20 protein-coding genes and 1 pseudogene are annotated in these 17,857 nt (G+C 64.8%); 8 read left to right on the forward strand and 13 right to left on the reverse strand.

Annotated features, from left to right (window positions below; genetic code table 11):
- Positions 1 to 112: 112 nt before the first annotated feature.
- Together AWC06_RS18070 and AWC06_RS18075 are read right to left on the reverse strand one after the other, a co-directional pair.
- Entirely contained in the window at positions 113 to 688 is a 576-nt protein-coding gene (locus tag AWC06_RS18070; protein ID WP_169715373.1) for a hypothetical protein, read from the reverse strand.
- Positions 689 to 1,143: 455 nt separating this feature from the next.
- Positions 1,144 to 1,836, reverse strand: coding sequence for a hypothetical protein (locus AWC06_RS18075; RefSeq protein ID WP_085199361.1), 693 nt, complete (start codon positions 1,834 to 1,836; stop codon positions 1,144 to 1,146).
- A 167-nt stretch (positions 1,837 to 2,003) separates the two neighbouring features.
- Here AWC06_RS18075 and AWC06_RS24010 point away from each other — a divergent pair, with 167 nt between their 5' ends.
- On the forward strand, positions 2,004 to 2,663 hold the full coding sequence (locus tag AWC06_RS24010; protein WP_425320177.1) for an 8-oxoguanine DNA glycosylase OGG fold protein: 660 nt from the start codon (positions 2,004 to 2,006) through the stop codon (positions 2,661 to 2,663).
- Positions 2,664 to 2,682: 19 nt separating this feature from the next.
- Here the strand turns inward: AWC06_RS24010 and AWC06_RS23325 are convergent, their stop codons facing one another.
- From AWC06_RS23325 to AWC06_RS18110, 6 genes and pseudogenes are all read right to left on the reverse strand, one after another.
- Positions 2,683 to 2,838: a hypothetical protein gene (locus tag AWC06_RS23325; protein ID WP_169715374.1), complete on the reverse strand. Its 156-nt coding sequence runs from the start codon at positions 2,836 to 2,838 to the stop codon at positions 2,683 to 2,685.
- Between the two features lie 221 nt (positions 2,839 to 3,059).
- Positions 3,060 to 3,480: pseudogene (locus AWC06_RS23905) on the reverse strand (recombinase family protein); the annotation flags it as partial.
- Positions 3,481 to 3,818: 338 nt separating this feature from the next.
- Entirely contained in the window at positions 3,819 to 5,348 is a 1,530-nt protein-coding gene (locus tag AWC06_RS18095) for a protein kinase domain-containing protein (RefSeq protein ID WP_085199363.1), read from the reverse strand.
- Between the two features lie 284 nt (positions 5,349 to 5,632).
- Positions 5,633 to 6,487, reverse strand: coding sequence for a hypothetical protein (locus AWC06_RS18100; RefSeq protein ID WP_085199364.1), 855 nt, complete (start codon positions 6,485 to 6,487; stop codon positions 5,633 to 5,635).
- A 223-nt stretch (positions 6,488 to 6,710) separates the two neighbouring features.
- Complete coding sequence (locus tag AWC06_RS18105) at positions 6,711 to 7,532, reverse strand: tyrosine-protein phosphatase (protein ID WP_085199365.1); 822 nt, start codon at positions 7,530 to 7,532, stop codon at positions 6,711 to 6,713.
- 1 nt (position 7,533) lies between these two features.
- Positions 7,534 to 8,745: an acyl-CoA dehydrogenase family protein gene (locus AWC06_RS18110; RefSeq protein ID WP_169715377.1), complete on the reverse strand. Its 1,212-nt coding sequence runs from the start codon at positions 8,743 to 8,745 to the stop codon at positions 7,534 to 7,536.
- Positions 8,746 to 8,811: 66 nt separating this feature from the next.
- Here AWC06_RS18110 and AWC06_RS18115 point away from each other — a divergent pair, with 66 nt between their 5' ends.
- Complete coding sequence (locus AWC06_RS18115) at positions 8,812 to 9,276, forward strand: nuclear transport factor 2 family protein (RefSeq protein WP_085199459.1); 465 nt, start codon at positions 8,812 to 8,814, stop codon at positions 9,274 to 9,276.
- Between the two features lie 3 nt (positions 9,277 to 9,279).
- Here the strand turns inward: AWC06_RS18115 and AWC06_RS18120 are convergent, their stop codons facing one another.
- Positions 9,280 to 9,966, reverse strand: coding sequence for a sensor domain-containing protein (locus AWC06_RS18120; RefSeq protein ID WP_372458026.1), 687 nt, complete (start codon positions 9,964 to 9,966; stop codon positions 9,280 to 9,282).
- A gap of 65 nt (positions 9,967 to 10,031) precedes the next feature.
- Here AWC06_RS18120 and AWC06_RS18125 point away from each other — a divergent pair, with 65 nt between their 5' ends.
- Genes AWC06_RS18125 through AWC06_RS18135 form a run of 3 tightly spaced genes read left to right on the forward strand, consistent with a single transcriptional unit; the run spans position 10,032 to position 12,877 of the window.
- A complete protein-coding gene (locus AWC06_RS18125; protein WP_085199366.1) occupies positions 10,032 to 11,120 on the forward strand; it encodes a Re/Si-specific NAD(P)(+) transhydrogenase subunit alpha in 1,089 nt (362 codons plus the stop codon).
- Complete coding sequence (locus AWC06_RS18130; protein ID WP_085199367.1) at positions 11,121 to 11,450, forward strand: NAD(P) transhydrogenase subunit alpha part 2; 330 nt, start codon at positions 11,121 to 11,123, stop codon at positions 11,448 to 11,450.
- On the forward strand, positions 11,447 to 12,877 hold the full coding sequence (locus AWC06_RS18135) for an NAD(P)(+) transhydrogenase (Re/Si-specific) subunit beta (RefSeq protein WP_085199368.1): 1,431 nt from the start codon (positions 11,447 to 11,449) through the stop codon (positions 12,875 to 12,877). Before AWC06_RS18130 ends, AWC06_RS18135 begins: the two co-directional genes overlap by 4 nt.
- Here the strand turns inward: AWC06_RS18135 and AWC06_RS23085 are convergent.
- Complete coding sequence (locus AWC06_RS23085; protein ID WP_139820109.1) at positions 12,874 to 13,005, reverse strand: hypothetical protein; 132 nt, start codon at positions 13,003 to 13,005, stop codon at positions 12,874 to 12,876. The genes AWC06_RS18135 and AWC06_RS23085 overlap by 4 nt on opposite strands.
- A 156-nt stretch (positions 13,006 to 13,161) precedes the next feature.
- Here AWC06_RS23085 and AWC06_RS18140 point away from each other — a divergent pair, with 156 nt between their 5' ends.
- Complete coding sequence (locus tag AWC06_RS18140; protein WP_085199369.1) at positions 13,162 to 13,818, forward strand: TetR/AcrR family transcriptional regulator; 657 nt, start codon at positions 13,162 to 13,164, stop codon at positions 13,816 to 13,818.
- Here AWC06_RS18140 and AWC06_RS18145 read toward each other — a convergent pair.
- Together AWC06_RS18145 and AWC06_RS18150 are read right to left on the reverse strand one after the other, a co-directional pair.
- Entirely contained in the window at positions 13,781 to 14,632 is an 852-nt protein-coding gene (locus AWC06_RS18145) for a class I SAM-dependent methyltransferase (RefSeq protein ID WP_085199370.1), read from the reverse strand. The genes AWC06_RS18140 and AWC06_RS18145 overlap by 38 nt on opposite strands.
- Positions 14,629 to 15,099, reverse strand: coding sequence for a GbsR/MarR family transcriptional regulator (locus AWC06_RS18150; RefSeq protein ID WP_085199371.1), 471 nt, complete (start codon positions 15,097 to 15,099; stop codon positions 14,629 to 14,631). The genes AWC06_RS18145 and AWC06_RS18150 overlap by 4 nt, the downstream gene beginning before the upstream one ends.
- A 99-nt stretch (positions 15,100 to 15,198) precedes the next feature.
- Here AWC06_RS18150 and AWC06_RS18155 point away from each other — a divergent pair, with 99 nt between their 5' ends.
- Both AWC06_RS18155 and AWC06_RS18160 read left to right on the forward strand, forming a co-directional pair.
- A complete protein-coding gene (locus AWC06_RS18155) occupies positions 15,199 to 15,972 on the forward strand; it encodes an SDR family oxidoreductase (protein ID WP_085199461.1) in 774 nt (257 codons plus the stop codon).
- 32 nt (positions 15,973 to 16,004) lie between these two features.
- Positions 16,005 to 17,309, forward strand: coding sequence for an FAD-binding oxidoreductase (locus tag AWC06_RS18160; RefSeq protein ID WP_372458033.1), 1,305 nt, complete (start codon positions 16,005 to 16,007; stop codon positions 17,307 to 17,309).
- On the opposite strand, the gene AWC06_RS18165 is transcribed toward AWC06_RS18160, so the two are convergent.
- On the reverse strand, positions 17,306 to 17,842 hold the full coding sequence (locus AWC06_RS18165) for a TetR/AcrR family transcriptional regulator (RefSeq protein WP_085199372.1): 537 nt from the start codon (positions 17,840 to 17,842) through the stop codon (positions 17,306 to 17,308). The genes AWC06_RS18160 and AWC06_RS18165 overlap by 4 nt on opposite strands.
- Positions 17,843 to 17,857 lie beyond the last annotated feature (15 nt).

Raw genomic sequence — 17,857 nt, forward strand, 5'->3', positions numbered from 1 at the left:
ATGGAACGTCTTCATCGTCCTCATCGCGGAGGAGCTTCTCGGGATGGTGGAAGCTAATGGTTCGGAATTGGCCGCGAAACTCTCAAATTCCGTTCAGGAGTCCGCTGAATGTCTATGGCAGCCCAATACGTTGTGTCCACGGGTCGCCCGTGTGGTCTTGTGTCGGACGCCAACTCACTGTGATCGACCGGTCCATCGTCTGGGCCGCAACGAACAGGTCCAGTTCCACCGTCTCGCGTCCGTCGATGTAATCGAATTGGTTCTCGCCGCCGCCGCCCATGCGAAAAACTCCGGCTGGCCGTCCGGCTGGCTCGCCAGTAACAGCCACTTGGTACTTGCGGGTGTTGGTGAGGTTGACTAAGCGGAAGTCCATGGAATTGCCGATGCGGCGGATGTCCCACGGGAACCGCTCAGCCTGTTCCGCCGCACCTTGCAGCAGCGCTGTGTGCGTCTCCTGGGCCGTCGCGAATCGCTTGGTGTCCTCGGCAATCTGCCGCTGAGCGGCTGCCGCACCCTGTGCGGCCTCCGTTGCCTTTGCTGCTTGCTCCGTGGCCGCCTTCTCGGCCTTCTTGGATCGCCGAGATGAACACCACCCCAGGGTGCCGAAGACGATTGCGACCGCAGTTGACAGGTAAGCCGGCACGTCGCCGTAATGCAGGGAACTCAGCCAGTCCATAAGGTCCGACATGAGGAGCTACGTTAGTCCGGCGGCTAGAGCCCGTAGACGCCTCGGGGATCACCGGCCCGCACCAGCCAGTCCTGTTCCTAGCACCGCTGCCGTAGGGCACCGTCGTGGACGGCCCGGCCTACCTGTAGTTCGCGGGCTCGCCGGACGGCCCGGACGAACAGCACCACACCTGCCGCGAGGAGTCCAAGCGAGGCGACGAGGACGGGGTGGGAGTAGACGACCGGCAGGCCGGCCGCGACGGCCGCGGCCCTCCGGCCCCAGCGGCTGCACGCCGCGACGACGAGGAGCAGCAGGACGGTGTCATCGGTTTCCGCTCTCTCGTTCCGGGCCGGTCCGCCCCGGCCTCCGGATTTGAGGTTAGGCCAGGCAAACGATAGCGAGGCGGCACGCTGCGAAAACGTTCGTCTTCGCAAAATGCTGCGCGGGTCGCGTCTGGCGGAGGGGCGGAGCGCTCCTCAGTCGAGTAGCCGCTCCGGTTGTCGGCTGCCCATCCTCTGCCACTTCGTGCCTCGTGCGTCGGTGAAGGTGAAGAACACGTATTCAGTCGGCTGCTGATCGCGCGGCACCGTCGCGAGGTGAAGTTGAAATGTCGCTTGGCCGGGCGCAAGGACAGGTATGAGGTCTGGCACGTGTCGATGAACGATGGTCGGCGTGGGCGAATAGAACGAACCATCCTCGGACTGTGCCCTGACCTCTGCGACGCTCGTGATCCACGGCATCTTTTCCTTTGTTTCAAGGTGCGATCCATCGGGGATGCGGACGTTGAAAATAGGCTCCTGGCTGCGATTGCGGATGACCACGTACCGATACTCGGGCTTCCCATCGGGGCGGACGGGAGCTTGATTGGCAGGTGGGACCATCTCGGCACGCGGGACGGACTCTACGATGATCAAGCGCGCCTGGTTTGCGAGCTGATCGCGCCGCTCACGCTGGTCACGTCTCCACTCATCGACGGCTAGTGCCAGGACGCCTAAGGTCGACAAGCTACCGAATGCTGCCAGGTACTCGGGGAGGCTGCCCATCAGGATTCGCCAGCCCTTGCTGTGCAGCATGGCGGCCTGTAAACAGACGATCACGAGGAGCGCCAGGGCTACGGCCGCGAACACGATGGCCAGCCAGCCGACGTTACGTTTCCACCGTTCCCTCACGCGGCGAAGCGTAAGTGGTATTGAGCCCTAGTTGGGGGGCAATAGATGATGTTGGACAGGTGGGCCGGCCGCTTCCAAATGGAATACCGCCGGGCCCCGCCCGGTGTTTGCAGACGCTCCCTCCCAGGACCATCCCAGCAAGGTGCAGAAATAGGTAACACATGAGTATGAGCGATCCAACACTGGGAATCACCTTCCCGGCGAGGAAGCTTCGATCCGCCACAACCCAACTATCGACGACCGTCAACCCGGCGGTGTGGTCAAGGTACTGCTCGATGTCAGACGTGCCTGTTCCCGCAGCGATTCACCGGTCCGACCTCGCGAGGCTCGCCGCGAAGACGGATTGGCAGAGCGACGATGACGTTCGAAAGTTGTTCGTGATGACGATGGCCTGGGGATCGGGCACGACGAACGGCCGCGGTCCGCGATACACCGAAGCGGCCCTCAGCAGTGCGGAAAAGCCAGCACTCGCCGCACTCCGCGAAGCGCGAAGTCGGCTCCGGTCTGGCGAGATTGCGGCCGCATACGACTGCGCCGACCGACTGGAAGGTGTCGGGCCGGCATTCCTTACGAAGTGGCTATGGGTTGTCGGCACGACGGTGAAGACTGACTGGACTCCGCTCATTCTCGACAGCCGCGTTTGGGGCGGACTTCGCGGGCTGAAGTGGGACAGTCGGAAAGCCGCTAAATCACGCCGGTGGGGAGACCGGTACGTGACGTACTTACAGGCATGCACAGCATGGGCTTCGCAGCTTGACAAGGTTCATGGTGGAACAACGCCCGAAGATATCGAGTACTCGTTGTTCATGTGGAACGAACCGATCTGAGTCCCACCCACCGCTAGCACTAATCTTTCATCGGCGAGAACCGCCGCACGTTACGGGTGAAATCGTCATTAGCGAAACCTGTTTGCAGCGGCAGACCCTCGCGGACAAACACACGACCGAACTTGCTGGTGTCCAGCATCGGTCCTACACCGAGTTCCTGCTGCGTGGTCGTCAATACCAGGACGCCCCAAACACTTTCGGCTTGTTCTCGGGTCGGGTCTGCCTGGACCAGGTACCCGCCGAGCGAGTCTTTTGACCGGCCGATGGCGGACCAGTTTGGGGATGTAAGACCGAAAGGTCGGCCTCGTGGAGCGGATCATGCGCGGCGGTGACGGCAAACAGCGAGTGGGAGCGAACAACTTCCCGCTCGAGCAAGCTCAAGCGGATGCACCAGCCAGCCCGGAGCTGACGGGCCTTGCGGTGCTCGCCCTCATGAGCGGCGACATTGCCCTTCATCCGTTGTGTAGAGACGGCCGTCTGCCGTTGAGAGGTCCACGGTGCCGGAAACGGTAGCCAGCTCCAAGTGCTTCTCATCGGCCAGTTCCATGAACGCTTCCAACTCGACGGGACGGCGGTGCAGCCGATCTAAGTCCCAGACCACTACCGCACGGGTCCGGCCGTCGCGGATGTCATCCAGCATCCGCTCGTAGGCCGGCCGACGCTTGCCCGACGTGGCAGAAGTGTCGTTATCAACGTATTCGACTGGCGTCCAGCCCTTTTCGGCGCATCGCTTCTAGCAGTCCTGGCGCTGCCGCTGAACACCGAGCTGTTCGCCCGACCTGTCTTCACTGATCCGGAGGTAGATTCCTGCATCCATGCGGTGAAGAGCACTCCAGCGGTTCGAGGTTGGCCGGTGTCCAGATGGGGTGGAGGCAGCCATTCGTATCGCCGTTGGCGCGTTTGCGGGTTTTCCAGCCGCCGGCTGAGATCAGCCGGTGATGCGGGGCGCAGGCCAGGGTGAGATTGTCAATGGGCCAGTTGCTCGTCCGGTTTGCCTTCGGTGCTCATCATGAAGGTAGGCTCTTCCCCGATCCGGTGGTGTTCACCGCTTGCCGTTGCCTTTCGTTGCGGCTAGCCGCAGCAACATATCCTATGCGTCGAGCACCGGCTCAACCAACCATGAACCGGTATCTTGTCTATTCCGTTGTCAGCCGGTCAGTAATTGGGTCCCACGCGCTGCGGGCAATAGGATTCCGCTGAGTAAAGCGCGAACGGGCCGGCATTATTGCCGCCATAAATCGTCGTGCTCGCAATCCATTCGTCTAGTACCGTGCTCCCGACAACGGCGTCGGGATGGCTGGCCACGTGGTCGCACACCGCGTGTCCTTTTTCGATCGCATATTCCGCGGCGTCAGCGGTCGGAATGCTTATCCCCATACCTCGCAGCAGGGCAAGGAACTTTTGATCGGCGGCCGAAAACTGCGCTGGCGCTGGCGCAACGCTGGACGGCGTCACAGTCGGCGCTGGCTGGGTCGTGGACGGGATAACAGACGGGGCCCGTGTCACGGTAGCCGTGACCGGTGGCGCTGCGGCTGCGGACGTTTGAGCCGTGCTGGTCGTCGGGGCCGTGTACGGCACTGGTCGTGCCGATTGCGCGCCGTAGAGCATGGCCGAAAACCACGCCACGGCACCAACAATTGAGCACAGCAGCACCACCAGGGCCGCCCACACCAGGCGTGCGGACCGCCTCTTTGTCGGCGCACCCGGTGGTGCCTCATCATCCGACGACGAACCGTGCTTGGCGGGTTTTCCATGCGGCTTGGGAACCGCTACTTGTGTCGGTGTCCCTGCCCGAGGCGCCTCAACCGAGATGCCCGCCTCGGTTGAGCGATCACTTTCCGGGTCGAAATGGGCTCGCTCACTGAGTTTGGCGGCGAACTCGCGGGATCGGTCGAACCGGTCACTTGGGTCTTTGGCCAACGCTTTTGACAACACCGGATCGAGATACGCCAATTCTGGCCGCCGATCGCTGAGCTTCGGTGGTGCGGCGTTCAGATGCTGGCTGATGACTGCGATAGGGTTGGAATGCTGATACGGGGGAGACCCGGTGAGAAGGTGAAAGGCAGTGGCGGCCAGCGCGTATTGGTCGGCGCGCCCGTCGATATCGGAGCCCATCAACTGCTCGGGCGCGGCATAGGACACCGTGCCGACCGTCATGTTGGTGGCGGTCAACCCACTGACGTCGGCCAGTTGGCGGGCTATCCCGAAGTCTGCCAACAGAACTCGCCGTTCACCGTCTTCTGGCTCGGTGAGCAAGATGTTAGCTGGTTTGACGTCGCGGTGCAGTAGCCCACGCTGGTTTGCATAGTCGAGGGCGCTGGCAACCGCGGTGACGATAGCGCACACGTCGTGTGCCGTCATCCCTTCCCAATACTGGGCTTTCATCAACTGCCCCGCGTCGGTGCCCGCGACGTAGTCCATCGCGATCCACAGTTGGCCGTCGAAGTCCCCTCGGTCGTGTACGCCGACGATGTGCGGATGAAAGAGCGTCGCGGCCAGGTCGGCTTCGCGGTTGAACCGGCTCCGGAAATCAGGGTCCGCCGAGACGTCGGCAGGCAACACCTTGAGCGCGTCGTGGCGAGGCAGTCTCGGGTGCTGGGCTAGGTAGACCTCTCCCATACCCCCGGACCCGAGCAGCCGAACGATCGTGTATCCGGCAAATACCTGACCGTGACCCAACGACATGAGCGAACCCTCGAACCACTACGGCCGACTACTCGTATGGCGAATACCCAGACTCAGGTGGTCGCCAACACTTGTGCTACACCGCCGTGGCCGTGACACGTACCCATTTGTCGATGGAAGCCTATGCGCTTGCGTGGTTATCCACATTGGGATTTGTGAAATTCCTGCCGGGGAGCGGCGCAGTTGTCTATGCACCAGCCTTAGCCGGTGACTGCCGGGTGCTGGTTGGTGCCGCCGCGGTGCGCTAGGGTTGCAATGTTGATAGAGCAGTGCATCGAATTCGGCTAGCTCGATGCGTACTGGACCATAGGCTCGGAATCCACTTGGCCGCTCGGTGAGATGATATTCAGCACCTCGGGCCGCACCTGATAGCGCGTTCCGTCGGTCGGGTTGGTGACGTCGAACCCACTGGATGTGCGGACCGCGTCGGCGAGCTCGATACTGGCGCCGTCGCTTTCGCGAACGCCGCGATAGTAATAATTTCCTGGTCCCGTTTCGCAGACCACGACCAAGGACTTGGTAGTGCGGGCCATCAGTGCGGGGGGAGTTCCCGGTTCACAGCGAGCGTAGGACTCCACAAAGCCCTGCCCATCGGTTCCCGGCAGGCTCGGCCGCGGACCGGTAGTCGACGGCTCGGTGGTTGTGGATGGGGCGCTGCCCATGTCTCTGTGTAGGAGGTTGGTAGCGGTGTCCATTTTGACATTAGCCGAGTTGAGCAGAGGGAGGCTGTCCTCAAGTTCACCCATATTGACTTTCTGGCTGCCCGCCACGCAGAAACGGCTGCCAGCATCGTAATCGCTGATGGCCCCCTGCAATTCTCTCGTCAGATCAGGATCGGGTGTCGGCATGTGCTGCTGAAGGTTGCTTGCGGCGTCCTGCAGTTGCTGGCAAGCAAAACCCAAGCCGGTTAGATCCTCGTTCTGGCCTGCCGTCGCTAAGCGGTGCCCCGCATCGGCAAGCTCTTGGAAGTACGGCTGGACGTGGCTGTACCAGATTTGTAGTTGTGCACTCAACGGCGGAGCCGTCGAGGTGCTGGTGTTCGTTGTGTTTCTGATCGGTGGGGGCGCCTGGTGCGACAGAACGCACCCGGCAGCGGCGAGTCCGATAGCCGCGACAGCGACCGTGTGCGTCGTGCGCATTCGCATTTCCCCCGTTGGCCCCCATCCCGCTAAGTGCCTGCTTCTACTCCATCTGCCGTCATTCTGACAGTCCCGATGGGGCCGACCTGCTCAATTGAGCAAAACGACGGAGAGATCATCGCCAGCAGCGGGCCCACAATAGGCAGCCGCTCAAGCTGCAGCTGTGGATAAATGGCGGACTGTGGATGGACCCGCGTAAGTCTGCCCATTATGGGCCCGAAACTCAGCCCAACAGTGCCGACCGCAGCCGGTCCACGTCGGCCTCGGTGATGCCTGCGCTGCGCAGATAGCCCTCGAGCGAACCGAACTTCTGGTCGATGGTCCGTCGCGCGGTGTCCAGGTACTCCTCGCGGACACCGAGGACCTCGTCGGACAGCCGCGCCTCGGTGAACGCCATCAACTCCGGCGTTACTTCGACGTCCGACCGCTGCTTCACCGCTTCCAGGATCCGGGCCCGCAGCTGGGGGACCGCATGGTTGCTGCCCAGGAAATCCACCACGATCGCATCGCGTTCGACGCCAGCGGCTTCCAGCACCATCGCCACCAAGAAGCCGGTGCGATCCTTGCCGGCGAAACAGTGGGCAAGCAGCGCGCGCCCGCCGGCCAGCAAGCTGACGACGCGGTGCAGCGCCTGCTGCGCTCCGTTGTAAGTGGGGAACCTGCTGTACTCGTCGATCATGTAGCGAGTGGATGCGTCGCTGACCGGTTCGTCGTCGGGTTTGTCTTCCAGCAACCGCCGGAATGCGTGCTCGTGCGGGGCTTCTCCGTCCGGGTCGCCCTGGTCAGGTCCGAGGTCGGGAATGGGCAACAGATGGATGTCGACGCCGTCGGGTACTCGGCCCGGGCCGTGACGCTGTACTTCGCGGCGCGACCGCAGGTCGGCCACATCGGTGATGCCCAGCCGGCGCAACTCGTCGCGGCCGTCGTCGTCGAGGTGGCTCAGTTCACCGGAGCGGAACAGCCGTCCGGGCCGCAGCACGCCGGTGCTGTCCGCGACGTCGCGAAAGTTCCACGCCCCCCGCAGATCCCGCACAACCGCCGCCATCTCAGGTGACCGCCGCGGCAAAGGCGCTTTTCTCCCCGCCGATCTCGGCGCGTGCGATCGTCCGCAAGTGCACCTCGTCGGGCCCATCGAAGATCCGCATCGCGCGATGCCAACTGTAGAGCCGGGCCAGCGGGGTGTCATCGCTGACGCCCGCCGCGCCGTGGACCTGGATGGCGCGGTCGATCACGTCGCAGGCGACCTGCGGGGCCACCGCCTTGATCTGCGAAACCAGCAAGTGGGCGGCCTTGTTGCCGTACTGGTCGATGGTCCACGCCGCCTTCTCGCAGAGCAGCCTGGCCTGGTCGATCTCATTGCGGGACTTGGCGATTGACTCTCGCACCACGCCCTGTTCGGCCAGCGGCTTGCCGAACGCCACCCGGTTGCTGGCACGGTTGACCATCAGCGCCAGCGCGCGTTCGGCCGCGCCCAGGGCGCGCATGCAGTGATGAATGCGACCGGGGCCCAGCCGGGCCTGGGCGATCGCAAAACCGGCGCCCTCTTCACCGAGCAGGTTGGTGACCGGCACCCGCACGTTGTCGTAGATCACCTCGCAGTGCCCATGTTGATCCTGCCAGCCGAACACCGGCGTGGAGCGCACGATCGTCACCCCAGCGGTGTCGACCGGGACCAGCACCATCGACTGCTGTTCGTGGCTGGCCGCGTCGGGGTTGGTGCGGCCCATCACGATGAGCACCTTGCAGCGCGGGTCCGCCGCGCCCGATGTCCACCATTTGCGGCCGTTGATGACGTAGTCGCCGCCGTCGCGGGCGATCGTGGTCTCGATGTTGCGGGCGTCGCTGCTGGCGACCGCAGGTTCGGTCATCGAGAATCCGCTGCGGATCTCGCCGTCGAGCAACGGTTGCAGCCACTGCTTGCGCTGCTCTTCGGTGCCGAACATGTGCAGGATCTCCATGTTGCCGGTGTCCGGCGCGGCGCAGTTGATCGCCTCCGGCGCGATCTCGACGCTCCAGCCGGTCAGCTCGGCCAGCGGCGCATAGTCCACATTGGTCAGACCCGACTCGGCGGGCAGGAACAGGTTCCACAGACCGCGCTCTTTCGCCTTGGTCTTCAGCTCCTCGACGATCGGCGGCACGGTGTGATCGTTTGGGCCGGCTTCGTGGCGGTAGCGGTCGTATTCGGCCTCCGCCGGGAACACGTATTCGGTCATGAAGTCGGACAGCCGTTTGTGGTAGTCGCTGGCTTTGGCCGACATCGCGAAGTCCATGACGGTCACGATATGCCACCGTCGGCAAGCCGACGCCGGGGGAGGATGGACGCCATGACCGACGACGTCATCCCTCCGCTTCCGCCCTTCACCCGCGAGACGGCGATGCAAAAGGTCCAGGCCGCCGAGGATGCCTGGAACAGCCGCGACCCCGAACGGGTCAGCCGGGCCTACACCGTCGACTCGCAATGGCGCAACCGCGACGAGCACATCGTCGGCCGCGAGCAGATCGTCGCCTTCCTGACCCGGAAATGGCAGCGCGAGCTCGACTATGTGCTGCGCAAGGGCCTGTGGAGTTTTCACGACAACCTGATCGCCGTCCGGTTCCAGTACGAATGCCATGACGCATCCGGCCAGTGGTGGCGCAGCTATGGCAACGAGTTGTGGGAGTTCACCGACGCCGGCCTGATGGCGCGACGGGAGGCCAGCATCAACGACGTCGCGATCGACGAGTCCGAGCGCCGTTACTTCGCACCCCGGACGCAGCAGGAGTACGGCCAGGACTTCCCGCTCTGGTGACGATCAAGCGGTGGAGTTGAGCAACTCCTCGATCTTCTTGAGCCGTTTGCTGGCAAGGGCCTTGTTGTCGATCGACCGATCCGCCGAGCATGTGACGATCTCGGAGGCCACGTTCGCCAGCGCGACGAGCGAGAAATCGCATATCCACCGCTCGCCGGCCAACTTCGTCGACCAGTGAGCGATGTCCGGTGAATCCGGGATCAACGGTGCCGGGTTCACCGTGTACCTCTTCTGGTCATCACCCCACGTCGTCACCGGACGTTGACACTCGTCGACCGTCTTGCGGACGGAGTCCAGGAACGCCGACGCATTGAAGTCGCTCGGGTAGGTTGCCGAGACCTCCAGCAGCTGATGTTGGTTCGGCCCGTCAATGTCGACCTGGGTGCGGGCCTCGCGTCCGGTGTAGTTCGTCGGGAACAGCGGGAAGCGACCGAAGCCGACCACCCCGTGGCATTCGGGTGGATCGGCTCCGATGAAGAGTGCGGACTGCAGGTCGTGCTCCGATAACGGCGCGCTCGCCAAGATGGATAGCGATGACGACGGCGTCAACAGCTGGTCGAGCTGCGCCGGCTGAATGGGACCGCCGGACGCGGTGCCGCGGTGTTGTTTCTCCGGGGTGCCTGCGATGACGTTGCTGCATCCGGCCAGGATGAGACACAGCGCCAGCAGCAGCGGCCTGACAACGATCACAGAGCAACGGTAGTCGGGCCACCGGTTAGGCTCGGCGAGGCACAGGCCGTTCAGGGGTAGGAGCCATGACAGATACGCAGACGACGGTGGGGGTGGTCGCCGAATCCGGCGACGACGAACGACGGGTCGCGCTGGTACCGAAGGCGGTCGGGCCGCTGGTCAAAAGCGGTGTGGCCGTCGTCGTCGAATCCGGCGCGGGCGAGCGCGCCCTGCTTCCCGACGAGCTCTACACCGAGGCGGGCGCAACGATCGGCGATGCGTGGGCGGCCGACATCGTCGTCAAGGTCGCGCCGCCGACCGCCGAGGAGGTGAGCCGGCTCCACAAGGGCCAGACCCTGATCGGTTTCCTGGCGCCCCGCGATGCCGACAATTCGATCGATGCGCTGAAGCAGGCCGGCGTGCAGGCGTTCGCGCTGGAGGCGATCCCGCGGATCTCCCGGGCGCAGGTGATGGACGCGTTGTCGTCGCAGGCCAACGTCGCCGGATACAAGGCGGTGCTGCTGGCGGCCTGCGAGTCGACCCGGTTCTTCCCGATGCTGACCACGGCGGCAGGCACAGTCAAACCGGCCACCGTGCTGGTGCTCGGCGTCGGGGTGGCGGGCCTGCAGGCGCTGGCCACGGCCAAACGGCTGGGCGCGCGCACATCGGGCTACGACGTGCGCCCCGAGGTGGCCGACCAGGTGCGGTCGGTCGGCGCGCAATGGCTGGACGTGGGCATCGACGCGTCGGGGGAGGGCGGGTACGCCCGCGAGCTCACCGACGAGGAACGCGCGCAGCAGCAGAAAGCCTTGGAAGAGGCGATCACCGGGTTCGACGTGGTGATCACCACCGCTCTGGTCCCGGGCAAACCCGCGCCGCGGCTGGTGACCGCCGCCGCGGTCGAGGGCATGAAGCCCGGCAGCGTGGTCGTCGACCTGGCCGGTGAAGCAGGCGGCAACTGTGAGCTGACCGAACCCGGGCGCACCGTCGTCAAACACGACGTCACCATCGCCGCGCCGCTGAACCTGCCCGCGACCATGCCCGAACACGCCAGTGAGCTCTACAGCAAGAACATCACGGCGCTGCTGGACTTGTTGATCACCGACGGCAAGCTGGCCCCGGATTTCGAGGACGAGGTTGTCGCGGCGGCGTGCGTGACAAGGGGAGAGGACTAGATGTACGACGAACTTCTGGCCAACCTGGCGATCCTGGTGCTTTCCGGGTTCGTCGGCTTCGCCGTGATCTCGAAGGTGCCCAACACGCTGCACACCCCGCTGATGTCGGGCACCAACGCCATTCACGGCATCGTGGTACTCGGCGCGCTCGTGCTGTTCGGACAGATCGAGCACCCATCGCTGGCGTTGCAGATCATCCTGTTCGTCGCGCTGGTGTTCGGAACGCTGAACGTGATCGGCGGATTCATCGTCACCGACCGGATGCTGGGGATGTTCAAGGGCAAAAAGCGGGAGCCCGTTAAGGCCGAGACCGATGGGCACGGCCGATGAACACCCACTACCTCGTCCTGGTCCTTTACATCATCGCGTTCTCGATGTTCATCTACGGGCTGATGGGCCTCACCGGGCCCAAGACCGCGGTGCGCGGCAATCTGATCGCCGCGGTCGGCATGAGCATCGCCGTGGCGGCCACCCTGATCTCGATTCACGACCGCGCGCCATGGCTGCTGGTCATCACCGGACTGGTGGTCGGCGTCGTGCTCGGCGTCCCGCCGGCACGGTGGACCAAGATGACCGCGATGCCGCAGCTGGTGGCGTTCTTCAACGGCGTCGGCGGTGGCACGGTCGCGTTGATCGCGCTATCGGAATTCATTGAGACGACGGGCTTTTCGGCGTTTCGGCACGGCGAGGAGCCGACCGTACACATCGTGGTGGCGTCGCTGTTCGCCGCTATCATCGGCTCGATCTCGTTCTGGGGATCGATCATCGCGTTCGGCAAACTGCAGGAGATCATCTCCGGCCGCCCGATCGGGATCGGCAGGGCCCAGCAGCCGCTGAACCTGCTGCTGCTGGCCGGCGCCGTCGCCGCCGCAGTGGTGATCGGACTTCACGCGCATCCCGGCAGCGGAGGCGTGTCGCTGTGGTGGATGATCGGGCTGCTGGCTGCCGCCGGCGTGCTGGGCCTGATGGTGGTGCTGCCGATCGGCGGTGCGGACATGCCCGTCGTCATCTCCATGCTCAACGCGATGACCGGTCTGTCCGCGGCCGCGGCGGGATTGGCGCTGAACAACACCGCGATGATCGTCGCCGGCATGATCGTCGGCGCCTCGGGTTCGATCCTGACCAACCTGATGGCCAAGGCGATGAACCGGTCCATCCCGGCGATCGTCGCCGGCGGGTTCGGTGGCGGCGGGGTGGCCCCCGGCGGCGGCGACACTGGCGACAAGCACGTCAAGTCGACGTCGGCGGCCGATGCCGCGATTCAGATGGCCTACGCCAACCAGGTGATCGTTGTGCCGGGCTACGGCCTGGCCGTCGCTCAGGCCCAGCACGCCGTCAAGGACATGGCAACGCTGCTGGAGAACCGTGGGGTCACGGTGAAATACGCGATCCACCCGGTGGCGGGCCGGATGCCCGGACACATGAACGTGCTGTTGGCCGAGGCCGAAGTCGACTACGACGCGATGAAGGACATGGACGACATCAACGACGAGTTCGCCCGCACCGATGTGGCGCTGGTCATCGGCGCCAACGACGTGACTAATCCGGCTGCCCGCAACGAAGCGTCTAGTCCGATCTACGGCATGCCGATCCTCAACGTGGACAAGTCGAAGTCGGTGATCGTGCTCAAGCGGTCGATGAATTCGGGGTTCGCGGGCATCGACAACCCGCTGTTCTACGCGGACGGAACCACGATGCTTTTCGGTGATGCCAAGAAGTCGGTGTCGCAGGTGACCGAGGAGCTAAAAGCTCTCTAGACGGGCGGGTAGGCCGGCGGCGGGTAGCCGTTGCCGTCCACGACGCCGCGCAGACCCCACGGCATGTAGCGGAAGAAGAACTCGAGTTCGTCGGAAAAGTCGTAGCTAGGATCCGGATCTGGATTCATCTGACCACCTTCTCGATTGGGTCGATTCGCCACGTGCCTTCGTGGAGCAGTCTAATCCCGCCCGTACAACCCGCAACGGTGAAAAACTGTCCTGCCTAGACTATCCAACTAGTTGATTGACGCCGGGGCAACCCGGCCTGCTGATAGCGAGAAGACATGCCATCCGAGAACGGGCTCTCCCGCCGCGAAGAGCTGCTGACCGTTGCCACCAAGCTGTTCGCCGCCCGCGGCTACCACGGCACCCGGATGGACGACGTCGCCGACGTGGTCGGACTGAACAAGGCGACCGTTTACCACTACTACGCGAGCAAGTCGCTGATCCTCTACGACATCTACCAGCGGGCCGCCGAGCGCACGCTGGCCGCCGTGCACGACGACCCGTCGATCTCCGCCCGCGAGGCGCTGTATCAGTACACCGTGCGGCTGCTCAACCAGATTGCCGCCAACCCGGAAGGGGCTGCGGTGTACTTCCAAGAGCAGCCGTATATCACCGAGTGGTTCACCGAGGAACAGGTTGCGGCCGTGCGCGAGAAGGAAATTCAGGTCTATGAGCACGTGCACGGGCTCATAGACCGGGGCATCGCCAGCGGCGAGTTCTACGAATGCGACTCCCATGTGCTGGCGCTCGGCTATATCGGGATGACCCTCGGCGCCTACCGGTGGCTGCGGCCACACGGCCGTCGGACCGCGCAGGAGATCGCCGCCGAGTTCAGCACCGCCCTGCTGCGGGGTTTGATCCGCGACGAGTCGGTCCGGGCGGAGTCTCCGCTCGGCGTCAGAACCGAAATCGATACAGCCGGTCGTAGTTCCTGACGGCGGGTAGCGCGGTCAGCAATCGGTAGAGCACCCGCTGCGGCTTCAGCGGGATCTTCGCGGGGTCGAGGAACACGACTCGGTCAACGAGGCGCAGCCGCGGGTTCCACTCGGGTAGCTCATGACCGTCCCGCGTGCCCCATTTGGTGATCCCCGCCGTGGAAGCCTTGGAGAGCAATGGAGAATTCGAGAACCGCGGACCCCATGGTGAGAGCAGGTCGGTCAGCAGCTCGCCGGTGCCGAATCGATCCGTCAGCCGGCCCATCAGGTCGCGTAACTCCGCTTCGGTGAGGTACATCAGCAGGCCCTCGGCGACGACCAGCGCGGGACGACCCGTCGGGATCTGGTCCAGCCAGCCGGGGTCGGTGACCGACGACCCGATCATCGTGTAGCCCTCACGGTCGTCGTACAACCTGCGCCTCAAGTCGATGACCTCGGGCACGTCGAGGTCGAACCAGCTCACCCCGGAGGGCACCTCGAGGCGGAACGCGCGGCTGTCGAGTCCGCACCCCAGGTGCAAGACGACAGCGTCCGGGTTGCGGCGCAGGAAATCGTCGGCCCAGACATCGAGTTGCTTGGCGCGCAACGCAACCAGGAACTGGTTGGACCATGGCTGGGTGGCTCGGTGCATTCGGGCAAAGTCGTAGTCGATCCGGTCGATGGCTTCGGCGGCCTCCCGGTCACCGAGAACCGGGTGCTCCAAACGACTTTCGTAGGCACGCAGATACAGGGTGCACAGATTGGTCCACTCCACCGAGCCCCAGCGCACGCCGGAGAAGTCGAGCTTGCTGGACTGGTCTGGCCGGTCGGTCACTGTGTTCTCCGTTCTGCTCGGTAGTCCTCCCACAACTGCATCAACTTGTCGCGGTAGTCGTTGTTGCAGAACTCGCAGAAATCCCGGAAGTCCTGCAATAGCTCGCGTTGTTCGGCGCGATCCTCGCCGAGCAGCGTCAAGCCGAAGTCGGCGGCGTGGACACCCGGTTGCATGAGGCCGAATTGCACATTCAGGACGTGGGTGAAGCCGCCGGGAGTGACACGGTAGCGATGCTCACGAGACGCCGACGGCAGCCGCTCGATCATCCCTGCCGCCTGCAGCTGACGAGCCACCGTGCTGACGGACGCCTTGCTGACCGACAGCGCGGTCGCAAGCTCGGCCAACGACTGCTGGGGCGGCTCGCAGATCATCAGCCAGCCGTAAACCCGGCCCATGGTCCGCGGCCCGCCCATGCTCTCGAAGAACAGCCCGATACGGTCGACGAACTCCGCCTCGTCGGGCGACACCTGAGCTCCATCTCCTAGTTATCGTTCAGTACGGACTGAACGTACTATACAAGGTCCCCGCCGACTGTGGTAGGCACACCGACGTCCAGACTGATGGCCATGACCGACATGTTTCGACTTGACGGCAAAGTCGCCGTGGTGACCGGCGGCGGCCGCGGCATCGGCGTGATGATGGCACGCGGATTGCTGCAGGCCGGTGCGACGGTGTATCTGTCCAGCCGCAAGAAGGCCGAGCTGGACGCGGCCGTCGCCGAGCTGTCAGCCCATGGCATCGTGCACGCGATTCCGGCGGATCTCAGCACGGTCGACGGGGTGCAGGCGCTGGTGAGCGACCTGGCCGACCGGGAGGACGCGATCCACGCGCTGTTCAACAACGCCGGCGCCGCGTGGGGAGCGCCGTTCGGCGAATTTCCCGAATCCGGCTTCGACAAGGTGCTCGACGTCAACGTCAAAGGCGTGTTTCTGCTGACCCGCGCACTGGTGCCGATGCTTACCGCCGCCGCCACCGACGACGATCCCGCGCGGGTGATCAACACCGGCAGCGTCGACGGGATCATTCCGCCGGAGCGCGGCAGGAACAACTTCTCCTACAGCGCGAGCAAGGCGGCCGTGCACATGCTGACCAAGCATCTCGCCGGTGAACTGGCGCCGCGGATTCTGGTCAACGCGATCGCCCCCGGGTTGTTCCAATCCCGGATGACCAAGGAGCTGCTGCGGGCGGGCCCGGAGGCGGTCGGTTCGCTGTTGCCACTGGGCCGCATCGGCCGACCCGCCGACATGGCCGGCATCGCCGTCTTCCTCGCCAGCCGGGCCAGCACCTACATCACCGGTGCGGTGATCCCGGTCGACGGCGGCGCCAGCGTCATCCGCTAGAACTCGCCATGGCTACCGGTGTGCTTGCCCGCATGGCGACAGTGGTCGGTGACCGTCATGTCAGCACCGACCCCGATGTGCTGGCCGGTCGCAGCGTCGACCACACCGGCCGGTATCCCGGCCACGCCAGCGCCCTGGTGCGTCCTGGTTCGGGCGAGCAAGTGGCCGAGGTGTTGCGAATCTGCCGCGACGCCGGAATGCACGTGACAATCCAGGGCGGTCGGACCTCATTGGTGGCCGGCACCGTTCCCGAACACGACGATGTGCTGCTGTCCACCGAACGGCTTTGCGCCACAGGCGATGTCGACTTGCGCGAAAGACGCATCGAAGCCGGGGCGGGTGCCACCCTGGCCGCGGTGCAACGCGCGGCATCCGCGGCCGGTCTGACATTCGGTGTCGACCTTGCGGCGCGCGACAGCGCGACCGTCGGTGGCATGACATCCACCAACGCCGGCGGGCTGCGCACTGTGCGCTACGGCAACATGGGCGAACAGGTCATCGGTCTGGACGTTGCGTTGCCCGACGGGTCGATGCTGCGCCGGCACACCCGCGTGCGGGCCGACAACACCGGCTACGACCTGCCGGCGCTGTTCGTCGGCGCCGAGGGCACGCTGGGCGTGATCACGGCGCTGGATCTGCGCCTGCATCCGACGCCGTCGCATCGAGTGACGGCGGTCTGCGGTTTCGACGAGCTCGACGCGCTGGTCGACGCGGCTCGGTTGTTCCGAGACCTGGAGGGCATCGCCGCCCTGGAGCTGGTGGACGGACGGGCCGGTGTGGCCGCGCCCGTGGACGGCGCCTGGATGCTGTTGGTGGAACTGGCATCCGATCACGACCAGACCGAGCGGTTGGCCGCCGCGCTTACGGGCGTAACGACATGTGGCGAGCCCGCGGTGGGCGTCGATGCGGCTGCGCAGCAACGGCTTTGGCGGGTGCGGGAATCGCTGGCCGAGGTGCTGGGTATTCATGGGCCGCCGCTGAAGTTCGACGTCTCGCTGCCGCTGTCGGCCGTCGGCGCGTTCGCAGGCGAGGCGACGGCGCTGGTCGCCCGTCGTGCGCCTGGCGCGCTGCCGGTGTTGTTCGGGCACATCGGGGAGGGCAACCTGCATCTCAACGTGCTGCGCTGCGCCGTCGAGGCCGAACGCGAGCTGTACCCGGCGATGATGGACCTGATCGCCGGTTGCGGCGGCAACGTCAGCTCCGAGCACGGGGTGGGCAGCCGCAAACGTGCCTACCTCGGCATGTCACGCGAACCCGCCGACATTGCCGCGATGCGGACCGTCAAGACGGCCTTCGACCCGACCGGCTATCTCAACGCGGCGGTGCTGTTCGACTAATCGGCTCCTTTGATGCCGACCGCGTGGCGCAGTTGGGCCAGGAACTGGTCGGCGTCGTCGCCGCGAACCATGTAGTGCGAAAGCGCGATCCGGATCGCGACGGCCGCTTTGACCGCGGCGTTAGGCCCGGGAAGCAGCCGCTGCAGCCCCTCCCGCATCTGTGGAAGGACGTGCGAAAACTGCCCGATCACATGCTCGGGCTCGATGTCGACCATCCGCACGCCGGTGTAGGAGTGCTGGTAGTCGACGATGAAGCGCAACGCGGCGTCGAGCTTGTCGACGCCCTTGAGGCCGGCCGTCGCCCGAGCCAAACCGCTCTCGAATCCCTGTCGCTCGTAGCGGGAGAACGCCGAGAGCAGCTCCTCCTTCGACGCGAACCACCGGTACAGCGTCGGCCGCGAAACGCCGGCCTGGGCGGCGACGTCGGACAGGCTGAGCTTGCGTTTGCCGTTGCGGCTGAGGACCTCAGCGGTGGCTGCCAGGATCCGCTGCTGCGTCGAGGTATCACCTTCGATGGTCGAGGTCTGCTCCATACCCGCAACTTTACA

It is taken from the genome of Mycobacterium fragae, assembly GCF_002102185.1.
Taxonomy (GTDB): domain Bacteria; phylum Actinomycetota; class Actinomycetes; order Mycobacteriales; family Mycobacteriaceae; genus Mycobacterium; species Mycobacterium fragae.

What these genes read in the sequence shown, in the direction of transcription:
- AWC06_RS18125 (WP_085199366.1), top strand. Translation starts at nt 10,032, where the DNA reads ATGACAGATACGCAGACGACGGTGGGGGTGGTCGCCGAATCCGGCGAC.
- AWC06_RS18165 (WP_085199372.1), bottom strand. Translation starts at nt 17,842, where the DNA reads ATGGAGCAGACCTCGACCATCGAAGGTGATACCTCGACGCAGCAGCGG.
- AWC06_RS18160 (WP_372458033.1), top strand. Translation starts at nt 16,005, where the DNA reads ATGGCGACAGTGGTCGGTGACCGTCATGTCAGCACCGACCCCGATGTG.
- AWC06_RS18105 (WP_085199365.1), bottom strand. Translation starts at nt 7,532, where the DNA reads ATGGCGGCGGTTGTGCGGGATCTGCGGGGGGCGTGGAACTTTCGCGAC.
- AWC06_RS18155 (WP_085199461.1), top strand. Translation starts at nt 15,199, where the DNA reads ATGACCGACATGTTTCGACTTGACGGCAAAGTCGCCGTGGTGACCGGC.
- AWC06_RS18115 (WP_085199459.1), top strand. Translation starts at nt 8,812, where the DNA reads ATGACCGACGACGTCATCCCTCCGCTTCCGCCCTTCACCCGCGAGACG.
- AWC06_RS24010 (WP_425320177.1), top strand. Translation starts at nt 2,004, where the DNA reads ATGAGCGATCCAACACTGGGAATCACCTTCCCGGCGAGGAAGCTTCGA.
- AWC06_RS18070 (WP_169715373.1), bottom strand. Translation starts at nt 688, where the DNA reads ATGTCGGACCTTATGGACTGGCTGAGTTCCCTGCATTACGGCGACGTG.
- AWC06_RS18110 (WP_169715377.1), bottom strand. Translation starts at nt 8,745, where the DNA reads ATGTCGGCCAAAGCCAGCGACTACCACAAACGGCTGTCCGACTTCATG.
- AWC06_RS18135 (WP_085199368.1), top strand. Translation starts at nt 11,447, where the DNA reads ATGAACACCCACTACCTCGTCCTGGTCCTTTACATCATCGCGTTCTCG.
- AWC06_RS18100 (WP_085199364.1), bottom strand. Translation starts at nt 6,487, where the DNA reads ATGCGCACGACGCACACGGTCGCTGTCGCGGCTATCGGACTCGCCGCT.
- AWC06_RS18130 (WP_085199367.1), top strand. Translation starts at nt 11,121, where the DNA reads ATGTACGACGAACTTCTGGCCAACCTGGCGATCCTGGTGCTTTCCGGG.
- AWC06_RS23085 (WP_139820109.1), bottom strand. Translation starts at nt 13,005, where the DNA reads ATGAATCCAGATCCGGATCCTAGCTACGACTTTTCCGACGAACTCGAG.
- AWC06_RS18140 (WP_085199369.1), top strand. Translation starts at nt 13,162, where the DNA reads ATGCCATCCGAGAACGGGCTCTCCCGCCGCGAAGAGCTGCTGACCGTT.
- AWC06_RS18095 (WP_085199363.1), bottom strand. Translation starts at nt 5,348, where the DNA reads ATGTCGTTGGGTCACGGTCAGGTATTTGCCGGATACACGATCGTTCGG.